Origin of the sequence: Pseudomonas orientalis (genome assembly GCF_022807995.1) — a bacterium.
Classification (GTDB): domain Bacteria; phylum Pseudomonadota; class Gammaproteobacteria; order Pseudomonadales; family Pseudomonadaceae; genus Aquipseudomonas; species Aquipseudomonas orientalis_B.
The window spans coordinates 2,827,602-2,847,012 of sequence record NZ_CP094351.1 but is presented as its reverse complement, the minus strand read 5'-3'; the positions used below and the strand labels follow the sequence as shown (position 1 = coordinate 2,847,012).

The 19,411-nt window shown below is 51.9% G+C and carries 17 protein-coding genes; 8 read left to right on the top strand and 9 right to left on the bottom strand.

Annotated elements, in window-relative coordinates:
* Positions 1-49: 49 nt before the first annotated feature.
* The 5 genes from MRY17_RS12600 to MRY17_RS12580 form a co-directional block, all read right to left on the bottom strand.
* Positions 50-991, bottom strand: coding sequence for a LysR family transcriptional regulator (locus MRY17_RS12600; RefSeq protein WP_243353876.1), 942 nt, complete (start codon positions 989-991; stop codon positions 50-52).
* Positions 992-1,549, bottom strand: a complete 558-nt coding sequence (locus MRY17_RS12595) for a cytochrome b (RefSeq protein ID WP_243353875.1) — start codon at positions 1,547-1,549, stop codon at positions 992-994.
* The gene (locus MRY17_RS12590) at positions 1,549-2,625 is read right to left on the bottom strand and encodes a catalase family peroxidase (protein ID WP_003173924.1); all 1,077 of its coding nucleotides are present in this window, start codon (positions 2,623-2,625) and stop codon (positions 1,549-1,551) included. Before MRY17_RS12590 ends, MRY17_RS12595 begins: the two co-directional genes overlap by 1 nt.
* A 262-nt stretch (positions 2,626-2,887) precedes the next feature.
* On the bottom strand, positions 2,888-3,841 hold the full coding sequence (locus MRY17_RS12585; protein WP_243353874.1) for a PDR/VanB family oxidoreductase: 954 nt from the start codon (positions 3,839-3,841) through the stop codon (positions 2,888-2,890).
* A gap of 67 nt (positions 3,842-3,908) precedes the next feature.
* Entirely contained in the window at positions 3,909-5,429 is a 1,521-nt protein-coding gene (locus MRY17_RS12580) for an aldehyde dehydrogenase family protein (protein ID WP_003173922.1), read from the bottom strand.
* A gap of 383 nt (positions 5,430-5,812) precedes the next feature.
* Between MRY17_RS12580 and MRY17_RS12575 the strand changes: the two genes are divergently transcribed.
* On the top strand, positions 5,813-6,445 hold the full coding sequence (locus MRY17_RS12575) for a TetR/AcrR family transcriptional regulator (protein ID WP_003173921.1): 633 nt from the start codon (positions 5,813-5,815) through the stop codon (positions 6,443-6,445).
* Here MRY17_RS12575 and MRY17_RS12570 read toward each other — a convergent pair.
* From MRY17_RS12570 to MRY17_RS12555, 4 genes are all read right to left on the bottom strand, one after another.
* Complete coding sequence (locus MRY17_RS12570; RefSeq protein ID WP_232291304.1) at positions 6,429-7,427, bottom strand: LysR family transcriptional regulator; 999 nt, start codon at positions 7,425-7,427, stop codon at positions 6,429-6,431. The two genes, MRY17_RS12575 and MRY17_RS12570, sit on opposite strands and share 17 nt — an antisense overlap.
* Positions 7,428-7,663: 236 nt before the next feature.
* Positions 7,664-8,968 carry an NAD(P)/FAD-dependent oxidoreductase gene (locus MRY17_RS12565; protein WP_124377926.1) on the bottom strand — a complete coding sequence of 435 codons (1,305 nt, stop codon included), beginning with the start codon at positions 8,966-8,968 and terminating at the stop codon, positions 7,664-7,666.
* A 71-nt stretch (positions 8,969-9,039) separates the two neighbouring features.
* Complete coding sequence (locus MRY17_RS12560) at positions 9,040-9,480, bottom strand: Rid family hydrolase (protein WP_003173919.1); 441 nt, start codon at positions 9,478-9,480, stop codon at positions 9,040-9,042.
* 53 nt (positions 9,481-9,533) lie between these two features.
* Complete coding sequence (locus MRY17_RS12555) at positions 9,534-10,673, bottom strand: tyramine oxidase subunit B (RefSeq protein WP_003173918.1); 1,140 nt, start codon at positions 10,671-10,673, stop codon at positions 9,534-9,536.
* 483 nt (positions 10,674-11,156) lie between these two features.
* On the opposite strand from MRY17_RS12555, the gene MRY17_RS12550 reads away from it, so the two are divergent.
* The 7 genes from MRY17_RS12550 to MRY17_RS12520 all read left to right on the top strand — a co-directional run bounded on the left by MRY17_RS12550 (position 11,157) and on the right by MRY17_RS12520 (position 19,405).
* Positions 11,157-11,663, top strand: a complete 507-nt coding sequence (locus tag MRY17_RS12550; protein WP_003173917.1) for a nuclear transport factor 2 family protein — start codon at positions 11,157-11,159, stop codon at positions 11,661-11,663.
* On the top strand, positions 11,660-12,760 hold the full coding sequence (locus MRY17_RS12545) for an amidase (RefSeq protein ID WP_003173916.1): 1,101 nt from the start codon (positions 11,660-11,662) through the stop codon (positions 12,758-12,760). Before MRY17_RS12550 ends, MRY17_RS12545 begins: the two co-directional genes overlap by 4 nt.
* Positions 12,761-13,347: 587 nt before the next feature.
* Complete coding sequence (locus tag MRY17_RS12540; RefSeq protein ID WP_065884345.1) at positions 13,348-14,772, top strand: APC family permease; 1,425 nt, start codon at positions 13,348-13,350, stop codon at positions 14,770-14,772.
* A gap of 165 nt (positions 14,773-14,937) precedes the next feature.
* Positions 14,938-16,221, top strand: coding sequence for an aromatic ring-hydroxylating oxygenase subunit alpha (locus tag MRY17_RS12535; RefSeq protein WP_065884344.1), 1,284 nt, complete (start codon positions 14,938-14,940; stop codon positions 16,219-16,221).
* Complete coding sequence (locus MRY17_RS12530) at positions 16,222-16,698, top strand: aromatic-ring-hydroxylating dioxygenase subunit beta (protein WP_003173913.1); 477 nt, start codon at positions 16,222-16,224, stop codon at positions 16,696-16,698.
* Positions 16,699-17,203: 505 nt separating this feature from the next.
* Entirely contained in the window at positions 17,204-18,529 is a 1,326-nt protein-coding gene (locus tag MRY17_RS12525; protein WP_243353873.1) for an alginate export family protein, read from the top strand.
* A 513-nt stretch (positions 18,530-19,042) separates the two neighbouring features.
* Positions 19,043-19,405, top strand: coding sequence for an IacB protein (locus MRY17_RS12520; RefSeq protein WP_243353872.1), 363 nt, complete (start codon positions 19,043-19,045; stop codon positions 19,403-19,405).
* Positions 19,406-19,411: the final 6 nt, after the last annotated feature.

Sequence of the window (19,411 nt, the reverse complement as noted above, 5' to 3'; positions counted from 1 at the left end):
CAGTTCCCCATTCGCGGGTGACAGGGTTTATAAACAATGCCCGCACGCCTCATTTGATGTGAACTCCAGTATGGCTGCCGGAGGCAAACAGACTAATGATTAACCCGCGCAGCCAGGTTATCCCGGCATCCGATAGGAAACGGCTATGGCAATAAAGTCCCACCGAAATTGATGGCAATTCGATGGGCAGACTCAGCAGCCGATAGCGCTGGTCGCGGTTTAGCTGCATGGCAATGGCACGCGGCAGAATCAATGCCAGATCAGTGTTGGCAACGATTTTCGGGGCAATCGTAAAGTTAGGTACTTTCAGAGCGATTTCGCGCGCAATGCCGGCCTTTCCAAATGCTGCATCGGCGGTTAGGCCATGGCCGGTAATATTGCTCGAAACGTCAACATAGCGCAGGGCGAGTAGGTCCTGAACGCTCAATTCATTTTCCTGAAAAGGATGGCCGTTGCGCAACAGACAAATGAATTCATCGTCTAGCAAGTTTTCGTAGATGCATTCTTCACCAAGTTCCACCAGATAGCCTATCGCGATATCTACATCACCTTTGCGCAATGCCATAGCCAGTTGTTCTATAGGCATTTGACGCACATCCAGGCGTACTTTCGGCGCCTCGCGCGCTAGCACTTCCATCACCGTCGGTAGCACATAAAGTTGCGACATATCCGACATGGAGATGCGAAAAGTACGATCCGCTGTTTTCGGTTCAAAGTTCGAAAACATCATTAATGCGCTTTGAATAATAGTCAGCGCATGTTCAATGGGGCCGTGCAGGCGGATAGCTGCGTCAGTCGGCTCCATCGACGTTGCTGTTCGTACGAACAGCGGATCGTCAAACACATCGCGTAGTCGACGCAGTGCATGACTGACGGCGGGCTGGCTGAGGTGTAGGCGTTCGGCCGCGATTGTCAGGTTGCGGTGTTCCCAAATAACCACAAAAGTCCTGAGAAGATTCAGATCGATCGTGGCCATGTTGATGTGCGTCATTTATTTACCACGAGCCTTACGCGTGATGCTGGAAAAGACGCCGTCGCGGTATATCCAAGCATGTATCAGCGCTGCGCAAAGATGTCCTAACACAAGCAGAAACAGAACCCAGGCGAATAACCCATGTGCGGCCCGAAACCAAGCGTAAAGCGCGGAGCTGACAGGAGCAATGGGTGGAAGGTTCCAGCCCACGAACATGGTGACAGGCCAATTTCCGGCAGAGAGCGTCGCCCAACCGAGCAGTGGCAGGCAGAGCATCAGCAAGTAGAGCAATAGATGCGAAACATGCGCCGCCATTGCCTGCCAGTACGGTACGCTGGCAGGCAATGGCGGCGTGGTGCTTAAAAGCCGATTGCTTAGACGCAGGATAGCCAAAAGAAGAATGGCGATTCCCAGAGGCCTATGAAGATCAATGAGCCAGGGACGCAGGCTCAGAGAAGACATCATGCCGACGCCTATAAATAGCATGGCCAGGATAAGTACAGCCATGAGCCAATGGAGCACCCGTGCCGCGAAATTGAAATTTTGCACACCGGTGTGCTTCTGCTGGGTATGCATTATTTGGTTTCCTTTTTGCCAACCGCGTCAGTGGCTTTACCAAAACCGATTTCTCTTAACCTGGCGTTATAGGACTGGGAATAAATACCCGCACGGGCTGCAAGCACCGGATCGTCTGAAAGTGCTATTCCTGAAGGTACAAGCGTAGGGTCAAAGTTAATGTCACGACATGCCCCATGAGTTTGCTCTACCACCTGGTTGACCTCTAGCGTCCCAGCGATTACCTCCTTGCGATTGCTCGGCCATGGTTGAGAAGGGTCGTTCACCGGATCTCCTGCCTCGGCCAGTTGGAATACCAGATCCCAATACAAGGGTGCTACACCCACACGCTGAGTTATTTCATCAAACAGGAAGTCATGACTGGCTTGCGCATGAGCCTCTTTGCTCAACATCTCTACAGCCGCACGAGGGCGCATGGACCAGCGCACAGGTTGACGTTTTCCATCCGCTGCAATGAGTACGAAGGCGTTGATGGAATTATATTCGGTTCCTGCAAAACTGGCCGGCCAAGTTGCGTTCGCCTCTCGCTCTACAGACTTGCGAGCCTCTGGATATTTTTGAAAAAACGCGGCCACCTTGTCCGGGGCTGGTTGTCCAGTCCCAGCCACCGGTTCAAAGGCTTCGACCTGGGCCAGGAAACCCTCAGCATCCCGAGTCGCGAAGTAGGGTTCGTTGTTGAGCTTCATTCGCCACTGTGACTTATCGTCGCCTACCAGCATGAGTGCCATGCTGACGGTCGCCGTCGAATTGTCCGCCGCATGCGGGTCCACGGTGCCGATTGAAAAACGCCCGACAGCGGGAATGTTAGCCGGTAGAAAAATACGTGAGGTCGACAGAGGGACGGCTGCGCCGCTCGCATGAAAAGTCCCACTGAAACACATACCCTTACCGTGGGCCCGTCGATAGCCTGGCGGAAAATGATCCAGGGAATCACCCAGAAATTCTTTTGTGGTAACGCCGGTGCCTAAGAATCCTCCTGTCCAGGCAAAAGCCAGCACAAGAGCAGTCGCGATACTGAATATGCCCAAAAACGGCACTCGATATTTCCATAAGCCCTGAAGGTTATTCTTAAGCATAAAATTCTCAGCTGCACTTTGTCAGGCAGCGCTGGATTGAAACTGCCGAATGGATAGCGCCAACGCTAACCGGCGCAAAGCAGTAGTCATGTGTAAGACAGAGGAATTTCAATCGCCGATATGGCAGGAAAAAATCCCGGTGGGCTCAATGGGTTTGCTTGAGCGGCAAAGCATGATAGCCCCTGCGCCATAGCCTGTGTGTGTCATTACATTGCTGAGGACGCCCAAGGCAAATGACGCCGGCGGTGCACCCCTTTTGACGTTATATGTCCAGCACCAATCGTGGAGATTTTGATCGTGAACAGCATACTAATATCGTATCGTTCGCCGCTTTTTCATCAGCAGTGAGATACACATCTCGATGGTCTGGTTCACCCTCTAAAACATCACAAAGGCATGTGCCACAAACACCCTGCTCGCAGGATATTTCGATATCAATACCTACTTCAGCCAGTGCTTGATAAATGGTCTGCCCGGTCATGACATTGACGATTTTACCGCTGCGCGCCGCCACAACCTCAAAACCAGACCCATTGGTATCAATGTCGGCCTGAAAGTATTCGCGGTGAATGTGTGCATCAGGGTAGCCGAGTTCGAGAGCATTATTGATAACCCACTCCATAAAACCTCCCGGTCCGCATGTATAGATGTGAGCCGTCTCCTGGCTGCCTCCTAATACGCGTTTGAGGTCCAGTTTGCTTTCAGGTTCATCGTCGAAGTGCAGCTGGACGGCTTGGGAAAATACGGAGCCCTCCAACTCTTCAAGAAACGCACTTCGGCTACGTGAGCGTGCGCAATAATGCATTTCAAACGCCTTGCCCTTGGCTTCAAGCGCATAGGCCATGGCCAGCATCGGTGTGATGCCAATACCCCCTCCGAGCAGGATTGAACGTTCGGCATTCAAGTCCAGCGGGAAATGGTTACGAGGCAGGCTAATGTTGACCTTTACGCCTTCAAGCAATTCCTGATGGACTGCAATGGATCCACCCCTGGATTGAGGATCTCTCAATACCCCAAGGCGATAAATGCCTGCGTCAGCGGGATCGCCGCACAACGAATATTGGCGGATCACACTTGAGGGGAGGTGCACATCAATATGGGCACCGGCTTCAAAGGTCGGCAAATTGCCGCGGTCTGCCCGCGCCAGCTCGATGACGACCACATCATCACCTTGCAGCACTCGTTTAAGCACGACTACGTTTAGGAGTTCATTCATCGGGTAATACCTGTACGCACGCGGGAAGACAATTCATCTTGATGGTTTAAAAAAAGCTCGCCAATCTTCATTCAGCCTGATCAAAAACACGCATAACACCGGCCTTGAGTGACGTGTGGGCGAGTAAGCCTTCTTCACCCAATTCATGACCTGCGCCCGAATCCTTCATGCCGCCGAAGGGGAGACTGAGATCCAGCACATTGTGGTTATTGATCCAGATAGTGCCTGCCTTCACGCCGCCGAAGAAGCTCGTGATCCGATCGACGTTTTTGGTCCAGATACTGGCTCCCAAACCAAATGAGGTCGCATTGGCGCGCTGGATAACCTCACGGTCGTCCTTGAAGGAAAAGGCTGTTAGCACCGGCCCAAAAATCTCCTTTTGGGATGTGATGCTGTTGTTTGTAAGGTCGGTCAAAATGGTAGGCTGAATATAAGCACCAGGGCTGTTGATCGTTTCGCCCCCACACAGTAATTCTGCACCGGACTCAAGGCCCTGGTGGATCATGCTCATAACCTTGTCGCGGTGGGCGTGATGAACGAGTGGGCCCATCTGCGAACTTAAATCCAGACCCGGGCCAATTTTGATGGTCCGTGCGATTTCAGCGACTCCCGCAGTGACTTCGGCGTAGTGGCGTTCGTGGACGTACAGCCGAGAACCTGCGCAGCAGTTTTGACCATGATTGCCGAAAATAGCCCAGGCAGCGCCGGGAATAGCGATGTTCAGATCGGCATCTTCGGCGATGACGACCGGTGACTTTCCGCCGAGTTCAAGCGTGTATTTTTTCATCAGAGGCGCTGCTATTGCGGCGATTCGTTTCCCTGTCTCGGTCGAGCCTGTAAAACTTATCTTGTCCACGCCAGGGTGCTCAACAAGCGCCGCGCCCACTTCATGACCTAGGCCGGTAATGACATTGACAACTCCAGGTGGAATACCAGCTTCATTACACAGCTCCGCCAGGCGCAAAGTAGTGAACGGGGTTTGCTCAGCGGGCTTGAGAACAACAGTGCACCCCGTTGCAAGAACAGGTGCCAATTTCCAGACCGCTTGGCAAAGCGGCACGTTCCACGGGGTAATTGCTGCTACGACACCCAGAGGCGATCGTTTTGTGAAACCAAAGAATTTTTGATCCGGAAGGTAAGGAACGGACAAATCCAGGGTTTTTCCAGAGATTTTGGTGGACCACCCCGCCATATAACGCAGCGTATAAACCGACAGGTCCGCATCGAATGCGCGAGTGTTTCGAATAAGGCGGCCACTGCTGAGCGTCTCGAGTTCAGAAAGCTCCTGAGCATTTTCCGCAATCAAATCAGCTAGCCGCAGCATCAAAGCTTCACGTTGGTAGGGTCTCATTCTGGACCAGGCGCTGTCTTCAAATGCCTTGCGTGCAGCGGCCACTGCCAGGTCGACGTCAAATTGGTCTGCCTGTGCGATTTGACCTAATTCAAGACCGTTACTAGGATCGGCGATAGAAAAGTATTTTTCTGAATGCGGGTCCCTGAACTCACCATTAATGAAGATTTGAGTGCGTTTGCCGATCCTGGATTTAGCCCCAGCGCTGAGGTGTTCGTAGTTATTTGCCAATGTCATGATCGAATGCCCATTGTTATTGTTTCAGGGGCCGCTATCGTACTAGCGGAATATAATGGAAATTAATATCCCGCACCGTCAAGAGTTGAACAATGACAGCAGAGGTACCTATTGTTGCCCTTGCTGCAACAAAGGCGAATCATCCAGGTGGTGCGTCCAATGTCTCACTTGCGTGTAGGACGGATTGGTTTTTGCTGATCGTGCCCTAGGCCATGGACCACAACTGCACTAAGCTTAGACGACGATATCGGGTAAAAAAGTAGTGCATCTAACCGGCCAGGTATATCTGGCCTGTATGTAATACAAGCAAGTATGGGCTTTAAGGCGAATTAAGAGTGTTGTATAATTTCTGGAAATTTTTTAGGTGAAAAAGGAAATTCTCAATGAGGATTGCTAAAAACAATCAAAAGACTGAAGAGAGGCGTACGGCTATTTTGGTCGAGGCAAGGATGGTATTTCTCGACTCGGGAAATGCTGGATTCAGTATGAGAAGCGTGGCTAAAAAAGTCGATATGTCGCTGAGTCATCTTCAATATTTTTTTCCGACCAAAGATCAACTATTTTTGGAGATGGTCAGGTACACCGTAAATGACTATCTGAGAAATTATAAACTCATAATGATGGAGTCCTATAACAGTCCCGAGCAACAGATGTGTGCTGTGTTGGATTATTTGTTTAGCGATCTCATGCGACTGGATGTTACAGCTATCTTCGTCGAGCTCTGGGGGATGGCACTCCGGGATGTAGAGGCTCGCCTTTTTCAGCGTAAACTGTACAGAGTCAATAGGCGAAAATTTTCGACAATCCTTACCAGGGTTTACCCTGATGCATCGCGTGAGACCATAAAACGGGTCGCAACCCAGGTGCTGTTACACATCGATGGCATTATGGTGCTTTACATGGTGGATTGGCCGGATGCACAGAATTATGAACGAATAGTTCAAGACGCTAAATCAATCATATGGAGAATCATGGAAAATATCGCTCAGAAAAAAGAGGCTAGTCAACTGCCGTAGCGATGGCATTTTTCCGAACCAAGAAAATCTTATTGGGGTTTCTGCTGTTGCAATCACGAATGCGCCGAATCTGTGCGTTTATCGCCATTGCCAAGTAATGCACCAAATCACGCGACAGAGGGGACAGCTTCCTGGATTGGCGCGAAATAATTTGTACTTGTGTTACATTCAACGCGTGATAATCGATAGGAATAGCTTTTAACGTGCCATTGCATAACTCATCAATGACGGGGAAGTCACTGAGTATTGTCGAGGCTATGCCGTTGCGCGTGAGATCCAACATTATCTTCAGTGAGTTTGAGGTAATGTAAGGCTGGAAGTGAGCGCTGCTTTCACTTCGCAACTGATCAATAATCCCTCTGATCCGGTACTCAGGGGGGGGTAGAACAATATCTTCGTCAGCCAAGTCTTGAAGACTGAGTATCGATCTGCCCGCCAGCGGGTGGTCGGGGTGGACAATAGCTCTCATGGGTTGATCGAAAGAATGGAGCCTATTGATGTTTGCGGTCTTGGTAGGGGAAAACACCAATCCTATGTCTGCTTCGTCTTCAGCGACCATTCGCTCAACTTCGTGAGAGGGCGCAATCAAAAGCTCAGTGTGCGATTGTCGGTTAGCTTTGAAAAATTGATAAAGCTCACCTATGGCCTGAGTGCTAAGCAGTCCTTCGCCCACCGCAATACTTGTTCTATTTAAATATCCTTCTTTGAGTTGGCCGAGTTTTTTCAAAAGTAGATTGTGATGACCCATACGCTCAACATAATAATCAACTGCAGCCTGACCAGCGGCGGTCAAGCAGATCCTGTGAGTACCTTCTTGTATGAGCTGAATACCGAGATCGGACTCCAGTTTTGCAATCTGGCGACTGATGGAGGAGACGGCGAGCTCCAGCTCTTCGGCCGCCGCGCGCATGGTTCCCAATCTGGAGCTTAAATACAGATACTTGAAGCGTTGATCTTGAAGCTCAGTTTGGGAATTCATCATGGGTGCCTCGCACGGTTCGCATCATCAAGTTTTTATTATGCTGACGAATCTATGCTAGTGAATGCCGGGAAGCAATACCGTGGGCTAGTTTTTTTGGTCAGTGACCTACAATATTTTTATAGCTTTTTGATCTAAGAAGGCTTTTCTGTCTGCGCCGAAATTTGCGGTTCCAGGTTGCATGTTTAACGTTCTATGGGACGCTTGATTGCTGAGGTACCCCTGATTTCCTGGCTTGATCAGCTGTGCTGGCGCTTGAGGTGATACGGTGCGGGATTAACTATGGGTGTGTCGCCAGTGACGAGATCAGCGACCAGTTGTCCGGCTGCTGGAGAGGTGCCAAAACCATGCCCTGAGAATCCGGAAGCAAGCGTCAAGCCCGGGATTTTATCCACGGGGGATATCACTGGGAGGCCGTCCGGCGTTACATCGATCATGCCAGCCCATTCGAGCTCTATGGTGGCTTTTTTAAAGGCGGGCCAAGCTTCAGTGAGATTGCGTAATGCAGCCCGATTCAGTCCGTGATTGACGTTTGGGTCTATTGTCCGTCGCCGCTCGAAAGCAGAGCTACCTTGATCAGAACTGCGTCGCGACAGGGCCAGTTCTGTCATGAACTCTCGTCCCAGGGAAAGATTCATGTTTTTCCATTGGGAACGCAGTGTGGAAAAGTAGTGATGCCCGATCAGCAAGCTGTCAGGTACGATCGGCACCATGAAAGCTCCCCGGTTCGTAATGATATATCCGCCGTCCTGATGTTTGCGAAAAGAGATATCTGGAGTTCCTACCGCGATCTCAGTCATTCCCTCTATCGTCAGCGGAGCCGTTCGAAGGACTGAGGCGACTACCGGCAACGTCAAGAGGGGAACACCCAAGGTAGCCAGGAAGCGTCTCGACCACGTGCCGCCGGAAAGGATTACGTTATCGCAACGCACTTCCCCCCGCTCGGTTACAACACCGCTTACGCTGCCTGCCGACATGGAAAGCGTTCGCACCGCGCAGTTCTCCACGATGATAACGCCTTTTGCAATAGCCGCCCGTGCGATGGCGCTGCTGGCAAGAGTAGGCTCTGCTCGGCCATCAGAGGCTGTATAAATTCCGCCTGCCCAATCGACGGTGCACCCTGGAGAAAGATCAGCGATTTCTCTCGCCGTGACCAGGCGTGAGTCGAGCGAGGCATCAGCGACTGAGTTCAACCATTCTTGATGTGAAGCCATTTCTGAGGCTGAACTGGCGGTATACAAAATACCGGTCTGTCTGTAGCCAACATCGGCATTGAGCCGTTGCGCCATGGTGCCCCAGAGTTTTTCTGCAGCGATTGAAAGAGGGAGGTCCAGTTTGTCCCGCCCCATTTTCCGGATCCAACCCAGATTTCGCGAGGATTGTTCGCCAGCAATTCGGCCCTTTTCAAGTACTGTGACGGGTATGCCACGTTCTGCCAGCGACAATGCCGCGGTGAGTCCGATAATGCCCCCTCCGATCACCACCACTGTCGTGGAGGCAGGAAGAACGACAGAAGTCTGAACGGGAGAGATAGAGGGGGCCAAGTTTCTTATCCTTGATATTGTATACGTTATCGAAAGTGCACTGAATCGCTGCGCCCTGAGGCTGCTAAGTGTCACGTATTATTATGAGTAATCGTGATTTCTTTGACATCGGCCTTTGAAACCCCGCGATAGGCGGTGACTTCAATTTCAACTTTGTATATCTCAGATCCCAGGGGAGGGCTGGTCAGCGTCAGCGTTGGATTAATGCCTCGCATTTTTTCTGCGTAGGTGGCCATTACGATATCTATGTCCTTCGCAAACGGTATGAACACGCGCGCGGCAACGATATCGCCAAGCGAAGCGTCAACGGCCGAAAGGGCATGTTCTATATTGGCCAAGACTTGAAGGGTCTGCTCAGCCGGGTCTTCGGGCATTTCCTTTGTGGCGGGATTGCGGCCGGCGGTATTGGATACGAAAATCAGATCGCCGACGGCGATCAGGCGCGAATAGCTACCCAGCTCCTCAAACTTGGATCCGGTTTTAACTTTAATAACGTCGATAACTTCTTTCATGTGGAGTGTCCGATATTCAATGAAGACTCAGAAGGCGCGGTGGCCGTGCGGGCTCAACTTAGCGTTGGGGTTTCCCAGAGATTAAGTTTGACGCCTATGCCTTTTTCGCATGCGTTCCGATAAATCACGGTGCCCCACGCAACATCTTCTACTGGCATACCGCCGACCGACATGATGATGATTTCATCGTCGTTTTTACGGCCGGGTGCTTCACCGACAACAATCTTGCCCAGATCCTCGAGCTGGTCAGGTGACATTTTTCCTTCGTCGATCAGATCCAGGAATTGGATGCCCACTACTGGCACGATGTTGTGCACTGGCTTGGGATTTTCTTCATGCCATGCCTGGTAGAGAGAAGGATTGTCCAGAACCTTGCGAATGTCGGGTGACTGCATGCCTTCATCGATACTCGTCAAGGCGGGCATGGACAGGAACGTACCAGGGCTTACCCATTCACGCTTCACCACAGGATAGGCAGAGGCGTCACCAATTGCTCCGGAATTGCAGAAGGTGACGATGTCACAGTCGCGTACCACAGCTTCGTTGGTGTCAACCACATGAATGTTGACAATCTGCGGAAAAGTCTCACGAACCCACGATGTAAACGCATCGATATTTTTTTGGCCGCGGCCCTTGACTTTAACTGTGTCAATCTCAGGACATTCGGCAACGAATGCCGAAAGTGAGGTTTTCGCCATCACGCCTGGACCCAGAATGCCAACCACCTTCGAATTCTTTTTGGCCAGATGGCGAGCGCCTACGCCAGGCACCGCGCCTGTTCGATAAGCAGAAAGAAGATTCGCTGACATGATTGCCAGAGGAGCGCCCGTATCGGCATCGTTGAGTACGAACAGAAGGATGGAGCGGGGCAGACCCTTCTCTCTATTCGCGATATTGGATCCGTACCATTTCATCCCGGCCGTCCGAAATTGACCGCCAAGGTACGCAGGCATCGCCATGAAGCGTCGATCGGGGGTAGGTTTAGGCATGTCCGGAAAAGGTGAGTCTTCGGGAAATACCACCACAGATCCGTGGGAATTGTTATTGGGACCTGCCATGCGGTAGTCGCCGTGGTACATCAGGGAAAACATTTCTTCCATCGTGTCAACGCAGGCTGCCATATTGGTAACGCCCGCCTGAATCATGTCCGGTTCAGAGAGGTAGATGAAATCAATATTTGGTAAGTTGTGCATAGTCGTTGATGCTCATTTTGAAATACTGCTCTTGCCGCTGATGCGAACCCTTCTCAGCGGGGACGTGATCTGACCGGTTGCGCTCTAACCTTCAACGCCGTTGTCATTCTGAATCGAACGGTCCAAACCGCAGGGCCTTCGAATAATCGGGTGAGCCATGACGGTTAGGCGCTTTTTTCGGCGCTTAACTGCTCCCAATCAGCCTTGGAGCATTCGGCATGAGTTCTGGCGCTCAAGCTAAACTAGGTAACAGACCACGCTTATCCTACAGTTCGATTTTTTGAACTCGATGACATTCGAGGCGACACTTGTTGTGGTAATGACAACGCTTGCGCTAGCAGGGTATAGAGGCTATTCCGGTCAAGCACCGATCAACGTCATTGCCTAAAAAGCAACATGATCCCTGGTTACTGTGATTGTGGCCCGATTTCTATGTCAGTAATTTCCTTGTCTTGTTTTTGCAAATTCGACAGGAGCCTTTTCATGATTCCCCTCATTTCTGACATTTCCCTGCTGGAAGAGCGTATTCGGGTACTTGAGGCCGAATCTGCGGTTCGCCATTTACTGAATCGGTATATGTTTTTGTGCGACGTTCCCGGGCCTGAAACACGTGAAAGCGAGCTGGGCCAATTGTTCTGCCAGGACGCAGTGTGGCAGGGGGTCGGATCTCGGTATGCCCTTAAGTTTGGTCGTCTAGACGGACGCAAAGCGATAGTGGCGATGCTCATGAGTTACCTGCCGCCAGCTCCACACTTTCTGTCAAATATGCACTTTCTTTCCGGTGAGCAGATATCTGTCGATGGTTTTCAAGCCAAAGGCCGATGGGTAATGCAGCAACTCAGTCGCTACGAATCTGGCCAATCAGGATCAATTGTCGCCGCCCTCAGCGTTGATTTTCTCTGGGAGGCAGGCGCCTGGCGCATCTCCTCTTTTTCAACTGAACGCGTTGATGCCTTTCGTCTCGAGAATGTCCAGGAGGCGTCACTGTGAGCCCGCTGGTCATTGAAGGTTGCATCGGGGGGCCGGGTCGGACGGTCGCCATCAAAGATTCTTTGGATGTGGCAGGTTGGCCAACACGGTGTGGGAGTCGTGCTTTCGAACACGCCCCGCCAGCCCAAGACCATGCAACTGTTGTGGAGGCGCTTCTCGACGATGGCTGGCAAATCATTGGCAAGACTGTGCTGCATGAGCTGGCTTTCGGTGTGACCGGTATCAACGAGTGGGCTGGAACGCCAGTTAATCCACAGGCACCGGATCGGATACCTGGTGGGTCTTCCAGTGGCTCAGCGGTCATCGTTGCTCAGGGAAATGTGGATGTGGCATTGGGTACTGATACAGGAGGTTCTGTGCGCATGCCGGCTGCCTGCTGTGGGGTCTTGGGTCTCAAGCCATCGTTCGGTCGTTTGAGTCGTCACGGTGTGTATCCGGCTTCCAGTTCTCTTGATGTTGTAGGGCCCATGGCTCGTGATCTCGAGACGATCGTGGCTGCGATGACGTCAATGGACTCAACTTTTTCGGCGCATAAGCCTCTCGGGAAATTTCGGGTAGGTTTAGTCAATGTCTCTTGCGATCCGGCGATTGAGCAAGCCATACGGGACGAGATGAATCGTCGCGGCTGGGCCTGGGAAGTCGTCACGCTGCCGCTTCTTGATCAGGCATTCGAAGCTGCATTGACCGTCATTAATGCTGAAACGTGGGCTGCTTATGGTCATTACACCGGCCAGGCTTTACTGGGTGCCGATATTGAGGCGAGGTTACTGCGTGCGGCCAATACTGATGCCGTAGCCGTACAAGCTGCGGATGCGGTGCGCATGGCATTCAGCGAACAGGTAGACCATTTACTGGAGCGCTTCGATACACTTGTCCTTCCGAGTTTGCCTCGTCTGCCACCGCTATTGGTTGATGTATGCAAGGGTGAATCGGTGATCGATCTGACGCGCTTCCTCAGGCCGTTCAACTTGAGCGGGCACCCGGCATTGAGTGTGCCAATTCCCTATCCGGGTTCCTCCATTAAAACCAGCCTGCAACTCATCGGAGCAAAGGGTGACGATGCACGTCTGTGTGCCATTGCTGGTGCGTTCCTTTGAATAAATCAGCGTTCGTCATCGAGCGCAGCAAGCACGCGGGTCAGGCGGTGCAATCAAAAAGTGACTCAGTTCCTTCTCGGGCGACCAAGGACCTGATCAGGGATGTCACCCAAAAGGTTGCAGCGTTGCAATCTGTACAACGAATGTCGCTTACGGTGTCATCGTTTTCGTGGCGAAGTACTGCAAGGATACCGGTAGGCCGTACACCCATATGAAGCCGGCTACCTGTGATGCGCAATCTACATCGCGCCGACAATTAGAAGGATACGCTTGAACCAGATTCAATCCGATTGCCAAGGCCAGGAATATACACTGGACATTGATGCCTCGTTGAATAGGCGTCATGAATCGTGTCATCGAAGACAAGTGATTGGTTTGAGTTTCTGAGTACCCGCCTTTTGGCAAGATAAGAGTTTGGTGAACTTGGCAACGAGTGAAGAGCGATATAAAGAATAGCCAGGCTGCGGTTTTCAGGGGCAGCGGGCAGGTATCGCTTGCGCTTGAGGAGCGCTCGCGTTGGTCCGCAAGGACGCTGCTGCATCGATTTATTTCCGTTATTCATAAAATAATTAGAGTGGAGAATTGGGATGACAGAGCTATCCGAACCCCTATCTGCAGATGTGCCTGCAGGCGGCCAGCAATTAGAAGGTAATCTAAGTGCTTATAAAATCGCGTTATTGGTGATTGCAGCCGCAGGACCGTTAGGGGCGGTTCTCACCGCGGCCCCCATCGCTTTTGAGCACGGTAATGGCGCTGGCCTTGCCGGAGCATTCCTGCTGGCGGGAATTCTGATGATTTTTTTCTCGATAGGCTATGGCGAATTAATCCGGGCGGTCCCGGGGGCCGGCGCATTTTACAAGTACCTCACGGTGATCTTTGGACGGGGCGTAGGAGCGGGGGCGGCATGGGTTGCCTTAGCCTCTTATCTGGCGATTACTACGGCGATTGCTGTGGCGTCCGGGTATTACACGAATATGACCATGCAAGGGTTTGGTATTGATATCGGCTGGGCAGCATGGACCGTCTTATACGTGGGGGCGATTTGTTACCTGGGTCGGGCGAATATTGATTTTGCGGCAAAGATCCTCGTGCCTTTGGTGCTTGCAGAGTTTTTTGTGCTTTTTCTACTGGGTATTTCCATATTCTTGGATAAAGGTCTTAACGCCTTCCCGGTTCAAGCCATCTCGGTAGACGCAATAATGTTGCCGGGGCTGGGGGTTGGGCTCATGGTGGCGCTGGCATCATTCCTCGGTGTCGAGTCCGCCGCGCTTTATGCGATGGAAGCCAGGAAGCCAGCAAAAACCATTCCGCATGCCACTCGTTTGGCGGTCGTTTTGGTAGGCGTCGCCTACTTGATCATTATCTGGCTGATCATCGGTGAGGTTGGGTTTGACTCCATCAAGGACGAGGCAGCAATAGCGAAGGGCGGGTTGGTCATCAATTTGTTCACGACTCGTTTGGGTAGCACGATGGCGACAATTGTTTCCCTCATGCTGTGCACCAGCAACTTTTGCTGTTTGTTGTCACTGCATAATGCTGCGACGCGGTATGTTCAAGTTTTGGCCAAAGACAGGCACTTGCCGAATGTTCTTTCACATGTTCATGAAACGAAAAAATCTCCAGCCAATGCAAGTCTTCTTGTAACCGTGCTCGTCGCGCTGACCATTATCGTCTCTTCCTCCCTGGGCTATGACGCCTTTGTATTTTTGTTTCCCGTAACGGTGGCATTGTCGACGCTTGGATTGATAGGGCTTCAGACATTTGTCACATTGGGGGTCGTCGTTCACTTCAAAAGAGCCAACGATAAACGGTATTTTAAAACGTTACTCAGCCCGCTCATCGCACTGGCTGGGCTGAGTACTGCCGTTTATCTCATCTACGATAATTACGGCATGCTAACGGGCAGTGAATCTGCCTGGGTCAATGGCACTCCATTACTTCTGGTTGTCTTATTTATCTACGGGATAATCAAGGGGCGCATCAGGAAAGCTGACTCTTCCGGGATCAAATGATATAGGCCATGCCTACACCGCCGTTAAGCTTGATCCAGGTGGATTGACGCTTGTTGTCTTTAAAACAATAAACCTCTCGCGGTCGGCGGTTGATGAGGTGTGGGTGCGGGCTTAAGGTTATTTCAAAATAACTCTCGTCACATTGCGATAGAAAGGTAATTAATTGTGAGCGATTTAATTAACGTTGTCGGGCTTGATATGGAGCCCGCAAGCTTGGTCAAGCACGACCGCGTGCACACGTCGTTGTACACCGATGCCAAGCTGTTTGACATGGAACTGGAAAAGATTTTCTACAGTACCTGGGTCTGGGTCGCGCACGTCAGCGAGATCCCGGAGGCGGGCAGCTACAAAAGCACCTACATCGGCAAGCAGCCGGTGATCGTGGTGCGCGACCGCAAGAAACAGGTCCATGTGCACCTCAACCGCTGCCGCCATCGCGGCGCTACGGTATGCGAACACAAGAAGGGCAAGACCAACAGCTTTGTCTGCCCATATCACGGCTGGAGTTACGCGCTGGATGGTTCACTGCGTGGTGTGCCGAGCCCTGAAAGCTACGGTGATTGCCTCGATAAGGGCGAGCTGCCTCTGGTCAGCCTGCGTGTTGAAGAATATGCGGGCATGCTGTTTGCCACTCTCAAGGATGACATCGAACCACTGGTCGACTTCCTCGGGCCTGCCAAGAAATGGATCGACCTGTTCATGAAACAGGGCGCCGGTTACCCGATCAAGGTCCCAGGCGAGCACCGTTTCCGTTTTCCGGGCAACTGGAAAATCCAGTTGGAAAATACCACAGACGCCTACCACTTCCCGCTGGTGCACAAGTCATTCCTGGCATCGGTAGATGAGCAAACCCTTAAACTTTTCGACTTCGTTGAAGGGCCGGGTTACGTCGAAGACCTTGGTAATGGGCACAGCGTAATGGTGATGATCCCCGACTTGGTGGATCTTGAAGCCGATCTCGACAAACCGATCCCGGAGCGCTTCGAGGAGCTTGCTGCGCAATTGCGCGAAGACGGTATCGAAGAGCAGCAAGTACGCCGTATTGTTCGTGCTGTCGGTGGCTCGGGTTTCAATCTTAACCTGTTCCCCAACGTTGCCTGTTCCATGGCGTTTTTTCGCGCGCTGCAACCGATATCGGTGACAGAGACGGAAATTCATCACTCGGTAATCACCATGGACGGCGGCCCGGCTATAGCCAACCGCTACCGCCTGCGTTTGCATGAGCACTTCCAGGGGCCGATGGGCTTTGGTACTCCGGACGATTCCGAAGCCTGGGAGCGTGTGCAGAAAGGCGCCAGTGCTGGCGAAGACCTGTGGATCATGTTGAACCGTGGCCTGCCGGGTGAGAAACCGACCGAAGACGGGCTGGTCAGCGACGTAAGCGCCGAGACCGGCATGCGCGCTGCTTACCAGCAGTGGAAAAAGATGATGACGGCAGAGACTAAGTAAATGAACCTGCAATTACTGAATCAAGTCACCGCTTTTATCTGGGCTGAAGGCGACATGCTCGACCATGGCGAATTCGAAACCTGGTTGAGCCTGTGGAACGAAAAGGGTACTTACATTATCCCGATCAATCCCAAGGAAGAAGACTTCGAAAACACCCTCAACTACGCCTATGACGATCATCACATGCGTCAGTTACGAATCCAGCGTCTGACCGGAGGTGATTCGATTTCCACCAGCCCGCAGCCGCGTACCGTGCGCACCCTGTCACGTTTTCGTGTGCTGTTCGAAAGCAATGAAAAAGTGACGGTCCGTTGCGCGCAAAACTTGCGGGAGTTCCGTAAGGACTCGCTCAAACATTACAGCGCCGACATCGTCTACGAGCTTGAGCGCGTCAGTGATACTTTCAAAATTCAGCGTAAGTTGATTCGTTTGATCAACGCTGACGACGCACTCGCCGGGATAGGTTATATACTTTAAGTTAACAGTTCGGGTGCCGGAGACGAGGAGTGTCCGCACTGTTTCTGCCGGCTATAAGAGCGGTGCCTTCTGACACTCGCCAAGCGTTTTGATCGGAAGGCAATTTGTCGGGGTTGAACAGTGTCTGCTGAGGGTGTCGGTTATAGATTTAAATATCAGTCTCTGTAGAGGCGGGTGTTTTATGCTAGGTCAGCATAGTTAAGTTTTTAGCCCTTCTTATACTTGACACATGCTCTACAGAAAAAGCACGTCAGACTCATGCGATTGTTGTACAGATAATAATGCTCATGTTAGGCCTGGTAGAGAGTTATTCAAGCAAGCTATCGCGAGGAGGTGAAAATTTAAAAAAAGCAACAGATGTTAAAAAATAGACTGCGCAACTATTAATTAGTAGCTCGCATTGACTACCCCAACGACTGCAGAATCCTGGCGGCATTTAAATGCAGGTGAGGAATAGCCCATTTAATGCATCGCTTAACCCAATAAAAAAAATGGAAATGCAACCATGCGTCGATATTCCCTGCTTCACTTTTGTACCCTCGCTGCACTGTTCAATGCAACAACTCCCGCGGGCGCTTACGAGCTTTTTTCCCGAGATGACACCCATCTCAATGCTAACCTGGATGCGGTTTTTGGCGTTTTCCACAGTCGTGAAAGTTATCCAGCCTCTGGCCGGTTAACACAGGGAGCGTCCACATGGAGAGAGGGCTACATCAAGTATGGCGTGAGCGGCGATCAGGGATTGCGAGGCGCAGGGACGGCCTATGGTGCCTTCTCATTGGTCAGTTCGGCCACTTGGGGGGACGGGGATGCTGCAGGCTACACTGATGGATCTGAGCGCACCACCAAGATTGAAGATGCTTATCTGGGATGGCGCTCGGGCAACCTATTTGAAGTCCTTGGCAAAGACGGCATCGACTTTTCATTCGGTCGACAGAATATTGCAGTGGGCGACGGCTTCCTTATTCAGGGCGACGCCTTCAGTGCGGGTCGCGGCCTCGGCGACGGACAGTACAATCGTGGAGGTGCTTTCTACGTGGCTGCCCGCAAAGCGTTCGATAAGACAGCCGTGTTGCGCATTGGCGGTAAAGAGGGCTGGCGTGGCGATCTGATGTGGCTTAAATCCGATAACCCCTCTCAGGCCAATACCGAGATGTACGTCAGTACGCTGGAACACGTGGCTGCAGCCGGTACGGTTGGCCTGACGTACGTCAACACCACGAAAATCGCTGAACAGTACGCTTCGCCCCTGCAGCTTGAGCGTGACGGCATGAAGACCTACAGCGTGCGCGCAGTGGGTAATGCGGGCGTGGAAAACCTGTTTTTGTCGGGTGAATACGCCAGGCAAAACAAACCGAATGCGGCGAATGAGGACGCTTGGTATCTGGAAGCAGGGTGGACCTTTGCTGATGCCCCGTGGAAGCCGAGCGCCAGCTATCGCTACAGCCGCTTTTCAGAGGGTTACGACACCTTGTTTTATGGAACGGGTCGTGGTTACGGCACATGGTTCCAGGGTGAAGTGGCAAGTAACTATGCCGGCCCCTTCAACAATAACGCTCGTATCCAGAATGTTACATTCAAGGTCTCTCCTTTGGAAAGCCTGACCCTCGGAGCCATGTACTTTAATTACGACACCATCGATCGTAACGTGCGTAACACCGATGGTCATGAAATCGACTTGTATGCCGAATGGCGCGTTAATCAGCACTTGACCGTTTTGCCGTTGTTAGGCATCTACCAGCCCGGCAAGAGCGCAGAGAAGGGGGGGACGCAGTTGGGTAACAACGATACAAATATGTACACCCAGTTGGTGTTTGCTACGACATTTTGATACCTGGCAGGTGAATGATGTCACCTGTTTTTGTTCCTGCCCGTTTAGATAAAGTTGTATCCCTAGACACGCCATAGCCCACCGTCGAATCGCCGAGTTTTGCCTGGCAAACGTTCTGTACTTCTTGCGAGATCTAGCTTGATCAAAGAAAAGCATGACGTAAATAACGCAGTCAGTAATGGAAACCGGCAGAGCGTTTCATCCGTGCGCTTGGAATAGTTTCCACTTTTGCTCCTTGGTGGAGGTGCCCTCGTTCCCGAGGGCACCCTTTTTAGACAGCCACTCTTTTTGAGCGGTTCTTGGCCGCTTTATTCTGGCGTTGCGTTTTCCAAGACTATTTTGTCTGGAGCACTCACGATTTTAGCCCCATCGACTTTCCTGACAGCTGCGTCAACGACGCCCAGGTGGTAACCCAGCACGCTTTCATGGGCGACATCACTTATCAAAACGCCGGAGCCATGTTCTTCGGCAAATAGCTTTTGCCTGGCTACCACTAACCGTCGAGGAAATAAAATGAGCGATAAAAAGACCTTGCGCGTGCTGTTCTGCATGGGAATCAACCAGAATTTTTTCGATGCTGCGCGCGACGAGCAATTGCAGGTGTGGGCCGCGTTCAGTGCAATGTGGAACGGTATCCACGACCTGGCCGGGGTCAAGGTGCTGGGCAATATGGATGACGACCAGAGCATGGTCGGGCCGTCCGATGGCTTCCCCTGGACCACCTACCTGTTGGCCGACGTGCCGGATATCCAGACCGTGCATGCCATGTGCAACCTGTTTCGTAGCACCCCGGTGGGCGATGGCCCTTACAAGCTGTGGCGCTACACCAAGGTTGAAGCCCGGGTTGGGCGCGAGCTGATCATTCAGCGTACTTGATGCCGA